The 21,092-nt window shown below is 69.0% G+C and carries 17 protein-coding genes; 10 read left to right on the plus strand and 7 right to left on the minus strand.

Features of this window, described 5'->3' with window-relative positions:
* Positions 1-3: 3 nt before the first annotated feature.
* Positions 4-525 carry a hypothetical protein gene (locus AB0B86_RS07260; protein ID WP_357411279.1) on the minus strand — a complete coding sequence of 174 codons (522 nt, stop codon included), beginning with the start codon at positions 523-525 and terminating at the stop codon, positions 4-6.
* 83 nt (positions 526-608) lie between these two features.
* Here AB0B86_RS07260 and AB0B86_RS07265 point away from each other — a divergent pair, with 83 nt between their 5' ends.
* Both AB0B86_RS07265 and AB0B86_RS07270 read left to right on the plus strand, forming a co-directional pair.
* Positions 609-1,088 (plus strand): methylated-DNA--[protein]-cysteine S-methyltransferase, encoded by a 480-nt coding sequence (locus tag AB0B86_RS07265; protein ID WP_357411278.1) that lies wholly within the window; start codon positions 609-611, stop codon positions 1,086-1,088.
* A 119-nt stretch (positions 1,089-1,207) separates the two neighbouring features.
* On the plus strand, positions 1,208-2,149 hold the full coding sequence (locus AB0B86_RS07270) for a hypothetical protein (RefSeq protein ID WP_357411275.1): 942 nt from the start codon (positions 1,208-1,210) through the stop codon (positions 2,147-2,149).
* Positions 2,150-2,241: 92 nt separating this feature from the next.
* Here the strand turns inward: AB0B86_RS07270 and AB0B86_RS07275 are convergent, their stop codons facing one another.
* Complete coding sequence (locus AB0B86_RS07275) at positions 2,242-3,321, minus strand: inositol-3-phosphate synthase (protein ID WP_357411274.1); 1,080 nt, start codon at positions 3,319-3,321, stop codon at positions 2,242-2,244.
* 23 nt (positions 3,322-3,344) lie between these two features.
* Entirely contained in the window at positions 3,345-3,983 is a 639-nt protein-coding gene (locus tag AB0B86_RS07280; RefSeq protein WP_357411271.1) for a PadR family transcriptional regulator, read from the minus strand.
* Between the two features lie 176 nt (positions 3,984-4,159).
* Here AB0B86_RS07280 and AB0B86_RS07285 point away from each other — a divergent pair, with 176 nt between their 5' ends.
* Positions 4,160-4,609 (plus strand): DUF5318 domain-containing protein, encoded by a 450-nt coding sequence (locus AB0B86_RS07285; protein WP_357411269.1) that lies wholly within the window; start codon positions 4,160-4,162, stop codon positions 4,607-4,609.
* A 139-nt stretch (positions 4,610-4,748) separates the two neighbouring features.
* Here the strand turns inward: AB0B86_RS07285 and AB0B86_RS07290 are convergent, their stop codons facing one another.
* Positions 4,749-5,456, minus strand: coding sequence for a hypothetical protein (locus tag AB0B86_RS07290; protein ID WP_357411267.1), 708 nt, complete (start codon positions 5,454-5,456; stop codon positions 4,749-4,751).
* Between AB0B86_RS07290 and AB0B86_RS07295 the strand changes: the two genes are divergently transcribed.
* Together AB0B86_RS07295 and AB0B86_RS07300 are read left to right on the plus strand one after the other, a co-directional pair.
* A complete protein-coding gene (locus AB0B86_RS07295; RefSeq protein ID WP_357416563.1) occupies positions 5,443-7,713 on the plus strand; it encodes a transglycosylase domain-containing protein in 2,271 nt (756 codons plus the stop codon). The two genes, AB0B86_RS07290 and AB0B86_RS07295, sit on opposite strands and share 14 nt — an antisense overlap.
* Before the next feature lie 126 nt (positions 7,714-7,839).
* A complete protein-coding gene (locus tag AB0B86_RS07300) occupies positions 7,840-9,348 on the plus strand; it encodes a glycosyltransferase 87 family protein (RefSeq protein ID WP_357411263.1) in 1,509 nt (502 codons plus the stop codon).
* 15 nt (positions 9,349-9,363) lie between these two features.
* On the opposite strand, the gene AB0B86_RS07305 is transcribed toward AB0B86_RS07300, so the two are convergent.
* Positions 9,364-11,874: a hypothetical protein gene (locus AB0B86_RS07305; protein WP_357411261.1), complete on the minus strand. Its 2,511-nt coding sequence runs from the start codon at positions 11,872-11,874 to the stop codon at positions 9,364-9,366.
* Positions 11,871-12,662, minus strand: a complete 792-nt coding sequence (locus tag AB0B86_RS07310; RefSeq protein ID WP_357411259.1) for a deoxyribonuclease IV — start codon at positions 12,660-12,662, stop codon at positions 11,871-11,873. The genes AB0B86_RS07305 and AB0B86_RS07310 overlap by 4 nt, the downstream gene beginning before the upstream one ends.
* Positions 12,663-13,298: 636 nt before the next feature.
* On the opposite strand from AB0B86_RS07310, the gene rpsF reads away from it, so the two are divergent.
* The 4 genes from rpsF (at position 13,299) to rplI (ending at position 14,946) form a co-directional block, all read left to right on the plus strand.
* Positions 13,299-13,589 (plus strand): 30S ribosomal protein S6, encoded by a 291-nt coding sequence (gene rpsF / locus AB0B86_RS07315; protein WP_007073791.1) that lies wholly within the window; start codon positions 13,299-13,301, stop codon positions 13,587-13,589.
* A gap of 81 nt (positions 13,590-13,670) precedes the next feature.
* On the plus strand, positions 13,671-14,204 hold the full coding sequence (locus AB0B86_RS07320; protein ID WP_357411256.1) for a single-stranded DNA-binding protein: 534 nt from the start codon (positions 13,671-13,673) through the stop codon (positions 14,202-14,204).
* Positions 14,204-14,485, plus strand: a complete 282-nt coding sequence (gene rpsR / locus AB0B86_RS07325) for a 30S ribosomal protein S18 (RefSeq protein ID WP_357411254.1) — start codon at positions 14,204-14,206, stop codon at positions 14,483-14,485. Before AB0B86_RS07320 ends, rpsR begins: the two co-directional genes overlap by 1 nt.
* Before the next feature lie 14 nt (positions 14,486-14,499).
* Positions 14,500-14,946: a 50S ribosomal protein L9 gene (gene rplI / locus AB0B86_RS07330; protein WP_357411252.1), complete on the plus strand. Its 447-nt coding sequence runs from the start codon at positions 14,500-14,502 to the stop codon at positions 14,944-14,946.
* Positions 14,947-15,045: 99 nt separating this feature from the next.
* Here rplI and AB0B86_RS07335 read toward each other — a convergent pair whose 3' ends face one another.
* The gene (locus AB0B86_RS07335; RefSeq protein WP_357411250.1) at positions 15,046-16,584 is read right to left on the minus strand and encodes a hypothetical protein; all 1,539 of its coding nucleotides are present in this window, start codon (positions 16,582-16,584) and stop codon (positions 15,046-15,048) included.
* Positions 16,585-16,999: 415 nt separating this feature from the next.
* Here AB0B86_RS07335 and AB0B86_RS07340 point away from each other — a divergent pair, with 415 nt between their 5' ends.
* On the plus strand, positions 17,000-21,082 hold the full coding sequence (locus tag AB0B86_RS07340; protein WP_357416723.1) for a replicative DNA helicase: 4,083 nt from the start codon (positions 17,000-17,002) through the stop codon (positions 21,080-21,082).
* Positions 21,083-21,092: the final 10 nt, after the last annotated feature.

Here is a 21,092-nt window from a genome sequence, read left to right on the forward strand (position 1 = left end):
AGATCAGTAGGTCTCGACGTGCACGCTTGTCTCACTGAGCGCCTGCACGACGAAGACCTGGGTGCCGATCGGTATTGGCTGGTCCGCGCGGGCGCTGAGCTTGACCGGTTGGCCGGCGAGGCGTACCCGCACCTCGCCGTAGCCGTCGACCGGCACCGGGGTGACCACCAGGCCGAGCGCGCCGACCAGGTCGTCGCGGGTGGGGGTGGGATCGGTGCGCATGTTCCGTGCCGCGCGGCTCAGCCGGGACGCCAACCACCCGGTGGGCACTGCCGCGAGCACCCCACCGGCCGCCGCACCGACGATCATTGCGGGGGTACGCGCTCCGAGCAGCTCGTTCACGATGGCCCCGCCGAAGCCGAACGCCCCGGCGAAACCGGAAACCGTCTCGACCGAGATCGGTCCGTCCACGTCGGCGTGCGCGAACTGGAACAGTTCGGTGCCGAGCAGCGCGAGCGCGAGCACCCCGATGCCCGCCCCGCCGATGATGAGAAAAATGAGCGTCCCCGTTGCCACGACCTGCACGGTATCGACGTCACGCAACGCGGCTGGCCGCCGGTCGTCGACGGCGTCCGCACGGCGTCGCCCCGGTCGGGGAGAATGGTGCGATGCGTTGGACAGTGCTCGACTCACCGATCGGCGAGTTCTCCGTCGGCACCGATGACGCGAGCGTGTGTGGCACCCGTTTCGGCCGGGTCGAGGCTGCCACCGAGCAACCCGACCTCGCGCTGTCCCGGCAGGCCGTCGCCGAGCTGCGGGCCTACTTCGCCGGCGAGCTGACAGCGTTCACCGTTCCGGTCTCGATGCCGCGCGGTTCGGACTTCGAGCGGGCCGTGTGGCGGGAGATGACGCGCATCCCGTACGGCGAGACGCTCACGTACGGGGAGGTGGCACGGCGGGTCGGCGATGCCGGGGCAGCGCGGGCGGTGGGCGTGGCCTGCAACCGCAATCCGGTGCCGGTGATCGTGCCGTGTCATCGGATCGTCGGCGCGGGCGGCAAACTTGTCGGCTTCGGCGGGGGTCTGCCGCGCAAGGTCAAGCTGCTGGAGCTGGAGGCCGCTGTCGCGCTGCGGCACGCCTGGTCCTGACCTGTCGCGGTCGGCCGTGCGCGCCGGAAAGAACCTTGACTATCAACCGACCGGTCGATGTGGATACGGTCCCGTAACGGTCATGATCGGGCGTCATTTCCACTTTCGCGGGGGTACTCATGACCGAAAACCAGGACAAGACCGTCGACCGGCGCCAGCTGCTGCGCCGCGCGGGCACTGTCGCCGCCGGTGTCGCCGGCACCACAGTTGTCGGTGCCGCCGTCGCCGGCCCGGCCCAGGCCGACCCGGGTCAGCCGGTGGTCCAGGCCGCCAGCAACTTCGTCACCGGTGGTGGCACCACCGCGCTCGTCAACCCGGCCAACGGGCCGACCCTGCGGCTGGCGAACACGAACGTCCAGGCGAGCGACGGCGTCGAGTTCGCCGGCCCGCCGCTGATGCTGACTCCCATCGGTGACCTGCTGAGCGAACAAGCGCCGGTCGGCTCGATGGGCGTGGACAAGTACGGCAACTTCCAGGTGGTCTCCGTCCAGAGCGGCTCCACCTCCATCACCGACTACGTGCACACCACCGGCAACTCGAACCAGATCGTGTCGATCGTGCCGCAGCGGGTCATCGACACCCGTGAGGCGGCGCGGCGGGTCCGGATCACGAACGCTTCGGCGACCACCCTGGACTCGGCCGGCCGGCTGCGGGGCGGTCAGACGATCCACGTCCGGCTGGACGACTTCGTCCACTACGGTGACGCGCTCTTCGGCATCGTCACCGCGACGTCCGCGGTGTCCGCGGGCTTCCTGCAGATCTTCCCGTACAACACCCCGCGTCCGCCGGCCTTCGCGTCGCTGAACTACGAGGCCACCCAGGTCTACTCGAACGCGTTCATGTCGGGCATCGGGTGGGACGCCGACTACATCTCCATCTACGCGCTGCAGACCACGCACGTCGTCCTCGACGTCACGGCGTTCGTGATCGGCTACGGCGCGGTCAACCCGGGCATCCTGCCGTACTCCGTGAACGCGGCGGGGCGCACCGCCAAGTCGCAGGCCGAGCGCAAGGCGGAGCGGGCGGCCAAGGCCAAGCAGAGCACGCCGAGCTGGAAGTAGCTCGATCGCCGTACCGGACGGCGAGGCACCGAACGCGGCGAGGGCCGGGTCCGTTCGGACCCGGCCCTCGGCCGTGCTTGCCGCTCAGCGGGTCAGCGCTCGACCTCGCCGGCGATGAACTCCTCGACGGCCTGGTGGGCGTCGTGGTCGGCGTACTGCACCGGCGGGGACTTCATGAAGTACGACGAGGCCGACAGGATCGGGCCGCCGATCTTCCGGTCCAGCGCGATCTTCGCAGCCCGGACCGCGTCGATGATGACGCCGGCCGAGTTCGGCGAGTCCCACACCTCGAGCTTGAGCTCGGCGTTCAGCGGGGTGTCACCGAACGAGCGGCCCTCCAGGCGGATGTACGCCCACTTGCGGTCGTCCAGCCACGGCACGTGGTCCGACGGGCCGATGTGCACGTCGCTCTTGCTCATCTCGTGCGGGATCTGCGAGGTGACCGACTGGGTCTTCGAGATCTTCTTCGAGACCAGCCGCTTGCGCTCCAGCATGTTCATGAAGTCCATGTTGCCGCCGAAGTTGAGCTGGTACGTGCGCAGCAGCTCGACGCCGCGGTCCTCGAAGAGCTTCGCCAGCGCGCGGTGCACGATGGTGGCGCCGACCTGGCTCTTGATGTCGTCACCGACGATCGGCAGGCCGGCGTCGGTGAACTTCTGGGCCCACTCCGGGTCGGAGGCGATGAAGACCGGCAGGGCGTTGACGAACGCGCAGCCGGCGTCGATCGCGGCCTGGGCGTAGAACTTGGCGGCCTGCTCGGAGCCGACCGGGAGGTAGCAGACGACGACGTCGACCTGCGCGTCACGCAGCGCCTGCGCCACGTCGACGGGGGTGGCGTCGGACTCCTCGACGATCTCGCGGTAGTACTGGCCCAGACCGTCGAAGGTCGGACCGCGCTGCACGGTGATGCCGGTAGGCGGCACGTCGCAGAGCTTGATTGTGTTGTTCTCGCTGGCGACGATCGCCTCCGCGAGGTCCATGCCCACCTTCTTGGCGTCCACGTCGAACGCCGCGACGAACTCGACGGAGTTGACGTGGTAGTCGCCGAAGGCGACGTGCATGAGACCCGGGACGCGGTCGTTCGGGTCGGCATTCCGGTAGTACTCGACGCCCTGAACCAGGGACGAGGCGCAGTTACCCACACCGACGATGGCGACGCGGACGGAGCCCATAGCGTCTGCCTCCTTCTTTTCTGTCACGGCCGCTCATTCCTGGTCTCTCCAGGCGGAGGCGGGCTGTTGTCTTCTCGTCGGCCGCCGGCCGTCCCGGTGTGCGGGACCGTCGGGGCTCGGCCGGAGCGCTCGTTGGCGATGAGCTCCTCCAGCCAGCGGACCTCGCGCTCACAGGCGTCAAGACCGTGGCGCTGTAGTTCCAAGGTGTAAGCGTCGAGGCGCTCGGCTGCCCGGCCCAGCACGTCACGAAGCCCTTCGCGACGTTCCTCGATCTTGCGGCGGCGACCCTCCAGAATGCGCAGTCGGGTCGCCTGGTCGGTCCGGGCGAAGAACGCGAAGTGCACCCCGAAGCCCGTGTCGTCGTACGTCTCGGGTCCGGCCTGTGCGATCAGCTGGGCGAAGCGTTCCTTGCCCTCGGCGGTGATTTTGTAGACCACCCGACCTCGTCGGCTGGTCAGCGCGGGAACCTCCTCGGCAGTGGCGGGCGTCTCAGCAGCCTCGGTGATCCAACCCGCCGCCTGCAGCCTGCGTAGGGTCGGGTAGAGCGAGCCGTAGCTGATCGCCGCCCGGATCGCGCCGAGTTTGGCGGTCAACTCCTTGCGCAGCTCGTAGCCATGCATCGGAGACTCCTGCAGGAGGCCGAGGATGGCGAACTCGAGCACTGGCCACCCTCTCTTTCCCCTCCGGCGTGAAGTAGTAACCGCCGCGATGTATCGGACCGATACATCGCACGTTAGCGGGTTGCACCGGCCAGGGCAAACCCCCGGATTCGAGACGCTGTCGTCACGGATCGTGAGCATGGTCGCCTGGTCGGGCCGGACCGCGTACCCTTCTCCGCATGCGTACGCAGCGCCAGGTCGTCGACTACTCGCTTCAGAAGCGAGCAGTGCTGCGTGAGCTCCTGGCCGGCCGGGTCGGCACGTACGACGTCTGCGACGCGTCGCCGTACCTGAAGAACGCCGCTCGGTTCCACGGAGAGCCGACCGACCGGCGCTGCCCGATCTGCCGCAGTGAAAACCTGACCCTCGTCCACTACATTTACGGCGACGAGCTCAAGCAGTCCGCCGGGCAGGCGCGGACACTTACCGAGTTGCCCGTCCTGGCGATGACGCTGCGTGAGTTCCAGGTCTTCGTGGTGGAGGTGTGCCTCGGCTGCGACTGGAATCATCTCGTCGAGCAGTACCTGCTCGGCCGGGACGGTCTGACCGGCGACAGCGACGGCACCGGCGAGCAGCAGGTGGCGGCCGCCGAAGGTGCAGGTCGGCGGAGGCGAGAGGCGCAACGGTGATCGCAGCTGGTTGGACCGGCCCCGGGGCCATCGACAACACCCGGGACGGACGACCACTCGATGGTCCGATTGGCCCGATTGATACAGCATTGACCTCGGTGAGGCGGCACCCCCGTGCCGCTGTCCCGGGTGAAGCAACTCACGGCAACCCGGTGGCGGCGCAGCCGCGCCCCACCGCGACCGGCAGGGTGTGAGGAATGAACTCGTACGGCGATCCCAGTTCTGCGCGCGGCCGGGCCCAGTACCCGGGTCCGGCGGGCGACTCCGGGGCGGGCGCGGACGACGCGTACCGCCGACCCGGCGGTGACTCCCGCGGAAATGGCTGGTCGGCCTCGGAGGGCGGAGCGGCGACCCCGGGCCGCGCCTCGGTGACGCCGCGGGCCGCCGGTGGGCGGGCCTCGGTGGGCGGGTCGGCCTCGGTGCCGCCACGCGGCGGCTCGGCAGCCGGATCCGCCTCGGTGGGCCCGGCGGCCGGATCGGCCTCGGTGGGCTCGGCCACCCCGGGCCGAACAGGGCGTGCCTCGGTTCCGGTGTCGCCGGCACCCGGAGTGGCCTCCGGCCGCGCCGGTGCCGGACGGGCCTCGGTGCCGGTGTCCCCGGCACCCGGAGCGCCCGCCGGTCGGGCCACCGTCGGTGCCGCCGCTGTCGGTGCCGCCTCGGCGGGTCGAGCCAGCGTGGGCTCCGCGTCGGTGGGTGGCCGGGCCGCTGTCGCCCGAGCGAGCGTCTCACCGGTTTCCGGTGGACCGGGTGGACCGGGCGGGCCCAACGGCCCGGGTCGAGGCGGTCGTGGTGCGGGCGGCGCGGGCGCGGCCCGGTCGAAGAAGCGCAAGCGGATGAACATACTCATCGCCGGGGTCGCTGTCTTCATCATGCTGGCCGGTGTCGGCGTGGTCGGGTTCACCTACTACTCGACGAACGTGGTCATGCCGAACGAGTTGCCGCTGCCGCTGTCCACCACCGTGTACGCCAAGGACGGCAAGACCCAGTTGGCCAAGCTGGGCAGCGAGAACCGCACCTTCGTCACGATCGGCCAGATTCCGGAGCACGTGCAGCACGCGGTGGCGGCAGCCGAGGACCGCAACTTCTACCGGCACTCCGGCGTCGACTACAAGGGCATCGTCCGGGCCGGATGGAACAACATCTCCGGCGGCGACAAGCAGGGTGCCTCGACGATCACCCAGCAGTACGCCCGCAACGCGTTCGAGAATCTCCAGGACGACACGTACGGCCGGAAGGTGAAGGAGGCGATCCTCGCCTCCAAGCTGAACGACACGTACAGCAAGCCGGAGATCATGCAGCACTACCTGAACGTCATCTACTTCGGACGCGGTGCCTACGGCATCGAGGCCGCGGCGCAGACGTACTTCGGCAAGTCGGCGAAGGACCTGTCCGTGGCCGAGGGCGCGGTGCTCGCGGCGGTCATCAAGCAGCCGCAGCCGAGCGAGACCCACAGGGGTTTCGACCCCGCGGTCAACCTGCCGGACGCCAAGACCCGGTGGGAATACGTGATCGGCGGCATGAAGAAGGAAGGCTGGGTGGACGCCCCCGGGCAGCCCGCCGCGCCGACCGAGTACCCCAAGGTGCTGCCGCCGAAGAAGGGCGGAAACGGGTTCGGTGTCGACAGCCCACGGGGCAACGTCATCAACTACGTCCGTGAGGAGATGGACGCGATGGGCCTCTGCTCCGATAACGGTGCGGAGGGCAAGAAGAGCTGCGTGGACGCGCTGCGCGACGACGGCTACCGGATCACCACCACCATCGACCCGAAGCTGCAGACCGCCGCCGAGAACACGGCGATGCAGTCGAAGAAGGGCTCCGAGCTGTACGGCGAGCCATCGAACCTGATGGCGGCGGTGGTGTCGATCGACCCGTCGAAGGGCCGGGTGCTCGCCTACTACGGCGGTGACAGCGGGGCCGACTTCGACTATGCAGGCAAGAACACCGACAAGAACGGCGACCTGACCGGTGGACACCAGCCGGGCTCGTCGATGAAGGTGTACAGCCTGGCCGCGGCGATCGAGGCGGGCATCTCGGTCAAGTCGCACTGGGATCCCACGCCGTACAAGCCCAAGGGATCCAAGGACCCGATCGGCAACGCCAACCGCACCAACCTCAAGTGCGGCAAGTACTGCACCCTCGAAGAGTCGACGGTCCAGTCGTACAACGTGCCGTTCTACTGGGTCGCCGACACGATCGGCGCCGACAAGATCGTGGACATGGCCCGGAAGGCGGGCGTGACCACCATGTGGGGCGTCGACCCGCCGCAGGCCTTCGACCTGTCGAAGAAGGGGCCGAACCCGTTCGACAACTACACAGCCTTCGGCAAGTACCCGATCACGGTGTTCGACCACGCCAACGCCATGGCAACCTTCGCCAACGACGGCAAGTACATCAAGGCCCACTTCGTCTTCAAGGTGGAGAAGCAGGACAAGGAATCCGGTAAGTGGAAGGTCGTCGGCAGCGAGCGCATCAATTCGGAGCAGCGGATCCCCAAGAAGATCACCGATGAGGTCACCGGTGTCCTGAAGCAGATCCCGCGCCCCAACAACATCTCGCTCGAAAACGGCCGTCAGGCCGCCGCCAAGACCGGCACCTGGGAGTACGACGACGACGACAACTCGCACGCCTGGACGGTCGGGTACACCCCGCAGAACGCCACAGCGGTGTGGGTGGGCAGCCGCGACCCGAAGAGGCCGGAGATCCGGCTCACCGGCGGCAAGGACATCGGCGGTTCGACGCTCCCCGGCCCGATCTGGGAGAAGTTCATGAACGCCGCCCTCAAGGGCCAGGAGGAGATCCCGCTGCCAAGCGTCACCGGCGAGGGTGACGTCACGAAGGGCAACGGCAAGGAGCCGCCCCCGACCATCCCGGGCCTGCCCGGCCTGCCCGGTCTGCCGGGCCAGCCGGGTCAACCGGGTCAACCGGGCTGCGACCCGCTCACCGATCCGTTCTGCACGGTCCCGGGCGGTAACCCCGGCGGTAACCCGGGCGGCAATCCTGGTGGCAACCCGGGCGGTAATCCTGGTGGGCCCGGTGGGCCAGGCGGTGGCGGTGGTGGTGGCGGCGGCGGGCTGCTGCCCGGTCTACCGCCTAACCAGGACTGATCCGCAGTTCCGCACACGCCGCCGCCGGCCGGACGATCTGTTCGGCCGGCGGCGGCGTTTCCGTACCCAGATCTCTCGGCGTCGGGACGGGACGGGTACCCCCGTCATACGGCAGGATGCCTTCTCATGAGCACCCAGTCGACGCCCGGCATCGACGACGCCGGAACCACCGACCACCCGTCCCGCTCCGACGGGTTCGTCCGCGGCCTCTCCGGCGCGATCGGCGGCCCACTGGGCGACCACGCGACAGCGCTCGACCGGCCGGCCGGCCAGGAACGGCGCTTCTGGACCGCCGTCCGGATCGTGCTGGCGCTGGCCTGCCTCACCCTCGCGCTGCACTGGGTGCAGAAGTCGCCCTGTCAGGACGGTGCCTGGCAGAACAACGTGCAGTACACCCGGTTCTGCTACACCGACGTGCTCGCCCTGTACTACGCCGAAGGGCTCAACGAGGGCAAGGTGCCCTACCGCGACCACCCGGTCGAGTACCCGGTGTTGACCGGCTACTTCATGGGCGCGCTGGGCCTGCCGGTGCACGCCGTCGGTGCCGACGACCCGAGCATCAACCAGGGCCAGTGGTTCTACAACCTCAACGCGCTGGTGCTGGGCGCGCTCGCGGTGGCCACGGTGGCGGTGATCCTGGCCCTGCGCCGCCGACGACCCTGGGACGCCGCGCTGTTCGCACTCGCCCCCGCGCTGGTGCTCACCGCCACCGTCAACTGGGACCTGCTGGCCATCGGGCTGGCCGCCTTCGGCCTGCTGGCCTGGGCCCGAAAACGACCGGCGGTCGCCGGCGTGCTGCTCGGGCTGGCCGGCGCGGCGAAGCTGTGGCCGTTGTTCCTGCTCGGGCCGATCCTCGTACTCGGACTGCGAGCCAACCGGGTCCGCGCCGCGCTCACCGCCGTCGGCACGGCGGTAGCCGCTGTGGTGCTTGTGAACCTGCCCGCCGCACGGGCCTACCCGGACAACTGGGACCGGTTCTTCGAGCTGAACACCACCCGGCCGATCGACTGGGGCACGCTCTGGTACATCGGGCGCTACCTGGACGGCAAGGTCGGCAACGACCCCGGCCAGCTCGGCCCGTTCGAGTGGCTGAACGCCAACATCCCCGCCCTCAACACCCTGTCGTACGCGCTGTTCGGGCTGGCCTGCCTCGGGGTGGCCGTGCTGGCGCTGCGCGCACCGCGCCGACCCCGGCTGGGGCAGCTCGCCTTCCTGGTGGTCGCGGCGTTCCTCATCTTCAGCAAGGTCTGGTCGCAGCAGTTCGTGCTCTGGCTCCTGCCGCTCGTGGTGCTGGCCCGGCCCAAGTGGGGGGCCTTCCTGGCCTGGCAGATCGCCGAGGTCTGCTACTTCGTCGCCTTCTACGGTGAGCTGCTCGGCGCGGCGACCAGCCGCCCGGTCTTCCCGGAGGGGGTGTTCGTGCTGGCCTCGACACTGCGGCTGACCACCGTCGTGGTGCTCTGCGTGTTTGTCATCCGGGAGATCCTGCACCCCGAGCAGGACGCGGTGCGGTCCACCTACCCGGACGATCCGGACGGCGGGGTGCTCGACGGCGCACCGGACGCGCCCTGGCTGGAGCGCTGGCGCCGCCCAGCGGCGACCAACGAACCCGAACCCGAACCCGCCCCCACCACGTGATCCCGTGCGCCCGCGTCAGAGCCGGTAGACGACGGCGTTCCCGACCTCCTGCCGGGTGATGCCGAGCGACTCGACCGGCGCGTCGATGGTGATCTCCCACGGCGTGCCGGGCACCCGGTCGCGTAGCAGCACCACCGTCCGGACGCCGAGCGTGCGCAGGTAGTCGACGCTTGTCTGGTTGGGGAACGACTGGCTCACCCGGCGGACGTCGTCGAGCTGACGGGGGGTGAAGCCACTGCCGCCGTTGACCACATCGGGAAACCCGCTTGTCGACCAGAGCATCACGTGCTGGTCCAGGTTCTGGCTGCTCGGCAGCACCAGCAGCGGCCCCTCGGCCGCGCGCAGCGCGGCCGGCTGCGTCGGCACCACCGGGTGCGGGGTGCTGTTCAGGCCTTCGACGGTCACCAGCAGCAGCGGCAGCAGCGTGGCCATCCGCAGCCACGGGCCCGGCCACGACGGGATCCGCTGCGCGGTCAGCTCGCGGACCCGGTCGGTGAGCGCCGTGACCGCTCCTGCCGCGAGCAAGCCCAGCAACAACGTGGTCCACAACATCAACCGACCAGGGGTACGCAGCCCGTTCCAGCCCGGCACGTGCTCGAACAGCGGCACGTAGGTGAAGGTGCCGTCGAAGAAACGGGTGCCCATCGCGAAGGCCATCGTCACCAGCACCCCGGCGAGCAGCAGCAGTCGGTGCCGCCGCCGCCAGACCGAGAAGAACAACCCACCCAGGGCGAGCGCGTAGAGCACGTAGCCCGGCAACAGGGTCATCTCCGGGTGCCACGGCAGCGCCGCCCGGGCACCCTCGTGCAGTCCACCCCAGATCCACGACTCGGCGGGTGCCGTCACGAAACCCGACGCCGGCGGCGAGAAGACACTGACGTCGTCGATGGTGCGCTCGGCGTACGGGTGCAGCTCGGTGACCCGGAAGAACGGGACCGCCAGCAGCGCCCCCACACCGGCGAACAACAGCCCGCCGAGCACGTCCGCGATGAACAACCGGCGGCCGAAGGGCACGGCCTGGCGGGTGCGCAGCCGCCGCACGTAGAAGAGGACGACGGCGACAAGCACCGCGCCGCCCAGGAAGTACGCGAACGGCAGCCCGATGCCGAAGCCGAGACTGAGCTGCCAGGCCGCCACCAGCCAACCGGCGTAGACCCAACCGTCGTGCCGCTGCTCGGGCCGGTAACCGTGCCGCAGTGACCAACCGTGCCCGCGCGCCAACATCGCCAACGCCAGCGGGATCCCGCCGTTGGAGAGCACGTGCAGGTGACCGGCCTGGGACAGCAACCACGGCGCGTAGGTGTAGGTGACACCTGCGACGGCGGCACCGATCCGACCGGCACCGAGCTGTCGAGCCAGGGCGTACGCCCCGAACGTGGCGAGCGCGTGTGCCAACACGAACATGATGTTGTAACGCAGGATCGCGTCCGCGGGGCCGCTGCCGAGCATCCCCGCCGGGGCGTACCCGAGCAGGGTGTCGGAGAACGCGAAGCTCCACAGCTCGGGGAAGAACGTGTTGGACTGCCACAGGTGCGCCGGGTCGGTCAGCAGGATGTGCCCCGACCAGGCCATCTGCCAGGCCTGCAGGCTCGGATCCCAGTAGTCCTGCGGGAGTGTGTAGCGCGGGTAGCGCAGCGTCGGCCAGGTCATCAGCACGGCCAGTGCCAGGGAGCCCAGTGCGGCCAGTGTCCACTCGTGGATCAGGAACCGCCCGACGGCCCGGCCGGCCCGGCTCACGATCGACGGCTTCGGCTCCGGAGCGGAAGCGAACGCAGCCCAACGATCCGGATCGACCGGCTTCGTCTCGCCGTCGGTCTGCGCCTGGCCCGCCTTCGCGCTCTCGGCGGAGCCACCGCCCGTGGTCGCGCCGCCCTTGGCGGCATCGACCTTCGTGCCGTCGCCGTCGACCGGGCGGCCGTCCTTGACCGGGCTGTCGACCTTGGCGGAGCCGGACTCGGTGCTGTTCCGCTTGGCCGTCTCGTCCTCGGCGGTCCCGGCCTTGGTGTCGTCCGCCTTGGTGGACCGGATCCTGGCGAACCACGCCTTGGCGAACCAGGTCCTCGCCAACCCGGTCTTGGTGTCGTCAGCCGTGGGCGCGTCGGTCTTGGCGGGTCCGGTCGTGGTGTTGTCCGCCGTGGTCGCGTCGCCCGTACCGGTGGCGTCCCGGACCGTGTCCTCGCCGTCTGCCGTGTCGCTGGCCTTTGCCGTGTTGGCGGCTTCGGCGGGGTCGCTGGCTTCGGCTGTGTTGCTGGCCTTTGCCGTGTTGTTCTTCGCGGGATCGGTCTCGTCGTGACCGGCGGCCGTGGGCCCACCGTTACTCGCTGCGGCGGGCTTCGCGGCGTCGGTCGGCGGCACGGGCTGCCCGGAGCTTCCCGTAGCGGTCGTTGTCTTGGCGGAGACGGACGTCCGGCCGGCGTCGGAGGTGCTGGACGGCCGGGCCGGGCTGCCCGTGGTGGGTAGGTGTTCGGCATCCGGGCCGGCGGGAACGGGCCGGGTCTTACCGGTCCCGGGTTGTCCGGTCGTCATGCTGGCCGGTGCTCCGTCCCGAGCTGCTGCCGGAGGAAGTCGATGTCGGCGGCCTGACCGGCCACCCCTCCCGGCGTCTCGACGACCACCGGCGCCCCGGCCGCCCGGATCACCGCCACCACCAGTTCCGGGTCGATCGTTCCGCCGTCCAGGTTGTCGTGCCGGTCCTGGCCGGAGTTGAACCCGCCCTTGGAGTTGTTGGCGTGGACCAGGTCGATCCGTCCGGTGATCGCCTTGACCCGGTCGACGAGCCCGAGCAACTCCTCGCCACCCGCGTACGCGTGGCAGGTGTCCAGGCAGAAGCCGACCTCGTGGTCGCCGATGGCGTCCCAGAGCCGGGCGAGCGCGTCCAGTCGCCGGGCGCAGGCGTTGTCGCCCCCGGCGGTGTTCTCGATCAGGACCGGCACGCCGAAGCCACCGGAGTCGGCGGCGTACGCGAAGGTCTTGCGCCAGTTGTCGAAGCCGACGGCCAGGTCGTCTCCGGCGTTCACGTGCCCGCCGTGGACGATCACGCCCTTGGCGCCGATGGCGGCGGCGGCGTTGGCATGGCCGAGCAGCAGCTTGCGGCTCGGGATCCGGATGCGGTTGTTGAGGGTCGCCACGTTGATGACGTACGGCGCGTGCACGTAGAGGTCGACCTCGGCCGCGCGTAGCCGCTCGGCGTCTTCCCGAGGCTTGGGCGCCTTCCACCCCTGCGGGTCGGCGAGGAAGAACTGCACGGTGTCGGCGGACCGGGCGGCCGCCTCCGCCAGCGGGTCGGTCGAATCGACGTGGGCTCCGATACGCATGTGAGCGAGCCTACGTCGCGGCCCTGACCGTCGTCCGCGACGGTCGGGGCGCTGTCGGGGCCCGTTGACGTCACCGCTCGGACCGACGGTCGTTGATGGGATTGAACCGGCGTCGACTGCCGGTCGGCCGGCGGTGCGAGCGCCGCGCACGGCGATCGGGTCGACGGCCGACAGCGAGGTTGCCTCCGCCGCGCGGCCCGGCGCGGCGGGGCGACCCCCTTCGCGAGGCGGATTCCGACACCTGAAGAATCCCGGAAATTTGTGCTTTTTCCCCCGACAAGGTACGAGTGCTGTTGTATCGTCAGGTAACAACACGATAAAGCTCCGCGGGGCGTCTTCGGTCCAACCTCATCGGTGTGGTCGTTCCTCCCCAGGTCCCACCCAAGGAATGCGGACCAGACGCCTCGCGGCCTCGTAGACGGGGGTCCACCACCGACCGGTTGACGGTTGGAAGGTGGGCCCCCGTCGGCGTGGTCGCGCGATGGCCCGACCACCCCAGGCATGATCGTCCGGACCGGGTATCCTGGTCAGGTTGTCCGCGTCCGGTCGGGTTCCCCCGGCACGTGCGGGCAGCGACACAAGACCTCCTGCCACGGAAGGACCGTGGCCGCTTAGCCCACAGGAGGTGAGCACGTCTTGCGTCATTACGAGATCATGGTGATCCTCGACCCCAGCCTCGAGGAACGCACCGTCGCCCCGTCGCTCGACACGTACCTGAACGTGATTCGGACCGCGGGTGGCTCGGTTGAGAAGACCGACGTGTGGGGCCGCCGGCGCCTCGCGTACGAGATCAACAAAAAGGCAGAGGGCATCTACGCCGTCGTCGACCTGCAGGCCACGCCTGCTGCGGTGGCCGAGCTGGACCGTCAACTGCGACTCAACGAGTCCGTGCTGCGCACCAAGGTCATCCGACCGGAAATGCGCTAAGCCTTCAAACCCCCGGTTCGTCCGGATCAGCCTCCGCGACTCTGTCAGAGGGCTCTGGGAGCCTGTACGACGAGACGCTGAGTGCGCGAGGAGATGGTCATGGCAGGAGACACCACCATCACGGTCATCGGCAATCTGACCGATGACCCCGAGTTGCGGTTCACCCCCTCCGGGGCTGCGGTCGCCAAGTTCCGAGTCGCTTCGACGCCCCGCTTCATGGACAAGGCGTCGAACGAGTGGAAGGACGGCGAGCCGCTGTTCCTCGCATGCACCGTGTGGCGGCAGGCCGCCGAGCACGTCGCCGAGTCGCTGCAGCGTGGCGCCCGGGTGATCGTGTCGGGCCGGCTGCGTCAGCGGTCCTACGAGACCCGCGAGGGTGAGAAGCGCACAGTCATCGAGCTTGAGGTCGACGAGATCGGCCCGTCGCTGCGCTACGCCACGGCGAAGGTGCAGAAGATGTCCCGCTCCGGCGGCAGTGGCGGCGGCTTCGGTGGCGGTGGCGGTGGCAACCAGGGTGGCGGCGGAGGCAACTTCGACGACCCCTGGGCTTCGGCCGCTCCCTCTCCCGCGCGTGCTGGTTCGGGCGCCAATTTTGACGAGGAGCCACCGTTCTAATGGCGCCTAGCGCTCGCGATCGCAAACCAGGAGCACGTGCAACGGCCAAGGCTGCGGCACTGCGCAAGCCGAAGAAGAAGGTGAACCCGCTCGACAAGGACGGGGTCGCCTACATCGATTACAAGGACACCGCGCTGCTGCGCAAGTTCATCTCCGATCGCGGCAAGATCCGCGCTCGTCGGGTGACCGGCGTGACCTCGCAGCAGCAGCGCCAGATCGCCCGTGCGGTCAAGAACGCCCGTGAGATGGCGCTCCTGCCGTACACGGCCACCACCCGCTGAGAGGAGGCACCGATATGAAGATCATCCTGACTCAGGAAGTGTCCGGCCTCGGTGCCCCGGGCGACGTCGTCGAGGTCAAGGACGGCTACGGCCGTAACTACCTGCTGCCGCAGGGCTTCGCGATCGCCTGGACCAAGGGCGCGGAAAAGCAGGTCACGGTCATCAAGCGGGCCCGTTCGGCCCGCGAGATCCGCGACCTCGACCACGCCAACGAGGTCAAGGCTCAGCTCGAGGGTCTCAAGGTCAACCTGAAGGTCCGCGCCGGCGACGGCGGACGGCTCTTCGGCTCGGTCACTCCGGCCGAGATCGTCGACGCCGTCAAGGCGGCCAGCGGCCCGGTCCTCGACCGGCGCCGACTGGAGGTGCCCGGTCACATCAAGTCGACCGGCAGCTACCCGGTGAAGATCAAGCTTCACCCCGAGGTGACCGCGTCGTTCAACCTGAACGTCCTTCAGGGCTGACGTCCGCAACACCACCACGAGGGCCCGCACCGAGCGATCGGTGCGGGCCCTCGTGCATACGTCGTCCGGCTCGCGTACCCGCGCCGACCCCTCGACCGGTCACCCGATCGGCTGACCGGTCACCACGCTGATCAGCACCGTGGACAGGCCGCCGCCCACCACCGCCGCGGCGACCGCGATGGTCGCCGAACGCCACGTCGTGCCCACCCGACGCAGCAGCGCCGCCACCACCAGACTGCTCACCAACGCCAACCCGAAGCGCGGCGAGCCCGCGAGCAGCGACTCCAACGCGCGGGACCTGGGCGAGTCGCACCCGCCCCCGCTGATGTCTGTCACACAACCAGCCGGCGCCTGACTGTCCAACGTCAACAGCCACACGAAGATCAACACCGCCGGCGTCAGGTAACACGCCGCCGTGTACAGCAACGGCCGGAACGGCCCACCCGGATCCGGGTCGAGCAGGTCGTCCTCAAGGCGGCGCGCCCAGGCACCCGTGGCCGCCGACTCGACCCGCTGACGCACCGACGCCGCCCCGACCGCCGGCCGGTCCGCCCGACGCCGCGGCACAGCCACCGGTGGCACAGCCGCGCTGCGCGGCCTCGGAGCCGTGTAACCCACCACCGGTGAGCGAGGCGCGGACGGCAGCGGATCCGTCCACCGGGGATCATCGCCGGACAGCCGCGTGCCGGACCAGAACCCGTCGTCCCGGGCCGGCCAACCCTGCGCAGCGACCTCCCGGTCGGAGCGCGGCGGCAGCGTACGGTCCCACTTGTCGTCCTCGATCGCGGACCGCTCCCACTGGCCGGTGCGTTCGGACCGCTCCCAGCCACCGACGCTCTCCACTGCCGACCACTGCTCGCTCAGATCCGTGCTGTCGACACCCGCCCCGGGCGGCCACGCGTGCACCCCCGAGGCGTCCCACGGGTCCACCGCGGGCGGGTACGACGGTTCGGGATCAGCCACCCGATCCGATCCACGGGCCCACGGGTCAGCCGCTGGCCGGGACCACGACTCCTCCGCCGCGCGACGACTACGCCGGGTGGGACGGCTCACGTCCGGCTCCGGTTCGCTCGGAGTGGCCTCCAACTCCCCGCCCGACCAGATCACCTGCGGACGGCCAGCCGGCGCCCGGCGGGGACGGCGGTCCTGGACAGCGCCGGAAATCGGCCCGTCCTCCCCGGCGTCCGCGCGTCGACGGCCGGCGTACCCCTGCTCCTGCGGGCGATCGAGGGTCCACTCGCGGGTGTGATCCGACTCGGGTGCCGCGCCGATCGCCGCCTGCTCCCGCCAACTCGTCTCACCACCCCATCGGCGGCTGTCCGACGACTCGATCGACCGCCGGCCGGCACCGGAACCCGGCCGCTCCGGCTCGCGTTCGGAATCGTCCTCGTCCGGTGCCGCGTGGCGACCGCCACCGTCAGCGTGCCGAACACCCGACTCCAACGCCCACCGGGGCAGGTAGGCGTCGACAGGTTCGTCCTGACCACGGTCCAACGCCCGCCGCCGGCTGGAGGTGCGGTAGCGACCGTCCTCGTCGTACGGATCAACCGGAAGAGACGCCGCGCGCTCACCCCACGGAGCGGTCGGCTGGCGCTCGCGCGGGCTGCCATCCCCGCGTCCCCAGTCCCGGTAACTCACGGCCGGAGTGTGACCCTTCTGAACCGAAAGCGAAATCCGCTGTCCAGGTGTAGCCGTTCGCTGGAGATAGTACGGGACGATCGTGTCACAGGCCCGACCGAAATATTATCCTCCACAGGCTGGGGAGCATGTTTCCGCAGGTCAACGACCTAGCGCCACGAATTCCCCAATGGTTATCCACAGGCTGTGCACACCCTGCGCACATCATGCCCACCGACATCCACAGGTTGTCCCGAGGCTCGTCCACCGGCCTTGTTGAGTCTCTGACCTCGGGGTCCGTATGGTTGGCCCTCGACCGCCGGCACGATGGCCCCCGATCGACCGGCCCGGTCGAAGGAAAGCGTCGTACCCCAGAGGTAGAGCTGGAACCAGATCCGGCGCAGTGGAGGGGGGACCCGTGTCGGTCACCGACGACATGCGGGCGGAGTCACGGTCCGGCGGCGGCCAGCCACCCGCCCAGCGAGACGGCCAGTTCGACAAGACCCCACCCCAGGACGTCGCCGCGGAGCAGTGCGTCCTCGGCGGCATGCTGCTCTCCAAGGACGCCATCGCCGACGTCGTCGAGATCCTCAAGACCAACGACTTCTACCGGCCGGTGCACGCCACCATCTTCGACATCATCCTCGACATCTACGGCCGGGGTGAGCCGGCCGACTCGATCACGGTCGCGGCGGCGCTCGCCGACTCCGGCGACCTCGTACGCATCGGCGGCGCGCCCTACCTGCACACCCTCATCGCCAGCGTGCCGACCGCCGCGAACGCGGCCTACTACGCACGCATCGTCAGCGAACGCGCGGTGCTGCGCCGGCTGGTCGAGGCCGGCACCAAGATCGTGCAACTGGGGTACGGCACCGCCAGCGGCGGCAGCCGCGACGTGGACGACGTGGTGGACCTCGCCCAGCAGGCCGTCTACGACGTCACCGAACGGCGGGTCAGCGAGGACTTCGCGATCCTGGCCGACATGTTGCAGCCCACCCTCGACGAGATCGAGGCGGTGGGTGCGCAGGGCGGGATGATGACCGGCGTGCCGACCGGCTTCAGCGACCTGGACCGGCTGCTCAACGGCCTGCACGCCGGCCAGCTGATCATCGTCGCAGGGCGACCTGGTCTGGGAAAGGCGCTTGCGCTCGACACCCCACTGCCGACCCCGGACGGCTGGACCACGATGGGCGAGGTCAAGGCGGGCGATCAGCTACTGGCTCCCGACGGCTCCCCGACCACCGTCACACGGGCCTTCGACGTGCTGCACGACCGCCCCTGCTACGAGGTCGAGTTCTCGGACGGCACCGTGATCGTGGCGGACGCGGAGCACCTGTGGAAGACGACCACCCGGGCGAGCCGACGGCAGAGCCCGGCACGACAGAGGCGGCACTGGTCCGAGTCGTCGCTGGCCAACGTACGTGCGGCCCACAAGACGCTCAGCGCCATGCGGAACCAGCCGATCACCCTCTTCGACCCGCTCGAGCAGGTCGGATCCAAGTTCCGGCATGTCCTGCAAACTGTCGCAACCGAGGTCGGGGCGATCGGGCGGATCGGCCGCCCCATCGTCCGCAACGGCAGGACACGAAACTGGACTGCGCCGGGCTACCCGGCCGGTCCCCTGATGACAGCGCTTCTGGAGCGAGCCGAGCGGGACGTCGACGCCGGCAGCCGGGCCGACCACGATGCTGTCGTCACCACTGCTGAGATCGCGGCCACGCTGCACACTGATACCGCCCAGCGGCGGCTCAACCATGCCGTAGGAAACTGCGCACCCCTCCAACTCCCGGACCGGGAGCTGCTGATCCCGCCCTACACGTTGGGAACGTGGCTCGGTGACGGGCACAGCGACGCCAGCCGTTTCACCACCGCCGACCCGGAGATGGTCACGCACGTCGAGGCGGACGGCTTCGTCGTGCGGCCCAGCGGGCCGATGGTTTACACCATCCTGCTGCGGCCCACGTCCGCTGCTCCGGCGAACGGCGTCTGCGTGGACTGTGGCGTTTCCACAAGGGCGTTGCGCGAGAACCCAGCGACCAGGAAGTGCGCCGGCTGTCGTCACCGGAACGGCTCCTTCCTCGGGTTGTTGCGTCAGGTCGGGGTAGCGGCCAACAAGCACATCCCGGCCGCTTACCTGCGGGCCTCGGAGGCTCAGCGCAGGGCGTTGCTCGCTGGGCTGATGGACACCGACGGGACGGTCGCTCCCACCGGCAACCTGCAGTACACGTCGACCTCGAAGCGGCTGGCCGATGACGTACGCGAACTGATCGTCAGTCTCGGCTACCGATGCACTGTCAACGCGAAGCAGGTGCGCGGCCGCACCCGCGAGTCGTCTACCGCGTACACACTGAATTTCTCCACACCGGATGTCATCTTCCGGCTCAAGCGCAAGCAGGACGCGCACACCGAACGCCGCCGCACCACCTCAGATGTTCGGACGACCTCACGGTTCATCGTCGACGTCCGGCCGGTTCCCAGCGTTCCGGTCCGGTGCGTGACTGTCGATAACGGCGAACACCTGTACCTGGCCAGCCGGGCGATGATCCCTACCCACAACAGCACCGCAAGTATGGACTTCGCCCGAAACGCCGCCATTCGCGCCAACCAGGCCGCTGCCATCTTCTCGCTGGAAATGAGCAAGGTCGAGATCGTGATGCGGCTGCTCTCCGCCGAGGCGCGGGTGCCGCTGCACGTGCTGCGCAGTGGGCAGCTCTCCGACGACGACTGGACCAAACTGGCCCGGTGCATGGGCGAGATCAGTGAGGCGCCGCTCTTCGTCGACGACACGCCGAGCATGAACCTGATGGAGATCCGGGCCAAGGCCCGGCGGCTCAAGCAGCGGCACGACCTCAAAATGATCGTGGTCGACTATCTCCAGCTGATGACCTCGCCCAAGCGCACCGAGAGCCGCCAGCAGGAGGTCGCCGACCTGTCCCGTGGCCTGAAGCTGCTGGCCAAGGAGGTCGAGTGCCCGGTCATCGCGGTCAGTCAGCTGAACCGTGGTCCCGAGCAGCGCACCGACAAGCGGCCCCAACTGTCCGATTTGCGGGAATCTGGCTGCCTGACGGCGGAGACCCGAGTGATCCGGGCGGATGACAACACCGAGATCACGCTCGCGGAGTTGTTGTCGAACAACGCCAAAGACATCCCGGTCTGGGCGTTGGACGAGAGCCTCCGTTACACGCCTCGCACGATGACCCATGTCTTTCCGAGCGGTCGCCGCGACGTGTTCCGGCTGACTCTCGCATCGGGCAAGCAGATCGATGCAACGGCAAACCACCCCTTCCTCGCGTTCACCGGGTGGGTGCCGCTCGGTGAGCTGTCACCCGGGGATCGCATTGCCACGCCGCGTCACCTACCGCCGCCAATGGTCACCCGCCCATGGGCTGACGCGGAGGTCGTCATGTTGGCGCACCTGCTGGGCGACGGCTCCTTCGTGCGGCGCCAACCCATCCGATACGCGAGTACTGATGAGCGGAACCTGCAGGCCGTGACAGAGGCGGCGAAGCATTTCGGCATCGACGCGATCCGCGATGATTACGCGGCGGCGAGGGTGACGACCCTGCGGCTGCCAGCGCCCTACCGCCTGGCTCGCGGTCGGCGAAACCCCATCGTCGCTTGGCTGGATGACCTCGGCCTCTTCGGCTTGAGATCGCACGAGAAGTTTCTGCCCTCGGCCGTCTTCAGCCTGCCGAAGGAGCAGATCACCTCCTTCCTGCGGCATCTGTGGGCTACCGATGGTTCGGTGACCGTCAACAGCTCAGGTCGCGGTGGGCGCGTCTACTTTTCGTCCACGAGCCGACGAATGCTCGAGGACATCTCTCGACTGCTCCTCAGGTACGGCATTACGGCCCGGCTGAGGGTCGTACCCGTCGTGGGGCACCGCCCTCAGTACACGCTCGACATCTCTGGACGAGACGACCAGTTGAGATTCCTGCGCGAGATCGGCGTGTACGGGCAGCGGTCGGAGCCCTGTGCTGCTCTCCTTGCCGCGTTGGAGTCGACGGAGAGCAACACCAACGTCGACACCGTGCCGCGCGAGGTGTGGACCAGGGTCAAGGATATTCTTGTCGAGCAGGGCATGACTCACCGCGAGTTCGCGAAGGCCATTGGCACCCAGTTCTGCGGCAGCACCCTCTGGAAGCATGCGCCCAGCCGCTCTAGGTTGGCGGCGATTGCCACTGTCCTCGACGCGGCCGATCTTGACCTGCACGCGACCAACGACATCTTCTGGGACTCGATCGTCTCTATCGAGTCGATCGGTGAGCAGGAGGTGTTCGACGCGACTGTGCTCGAGAAGCACAACTTCATCGCCAACGGCATCGCCACCCACAACTCGATTGAGCAAGATGCCGACGTTGTCATCCTGCTGCATCGTGACGACTACTACGACAAGGAATCCCCTCGGGCCGGGGAGGCGGATTTTATTGTTGCCAAGCATCGGAATGGCCCCACCGACACGGTGACCGTCGCGGCTCAGCTGCACCTGTCCCGCTTCGTCGACATGGCCATCGGCTGACCGCCGACCC

The organism is Micromonospora sp. NPDC049047 (genome assembly GCF_040649135.1).
Taxonomy (GTDB): domain Bacteria; phylum Actinomycetota; class Actinomycetes; order Mycobacteriales; family Micromonosporaceae; genus Micromonospora.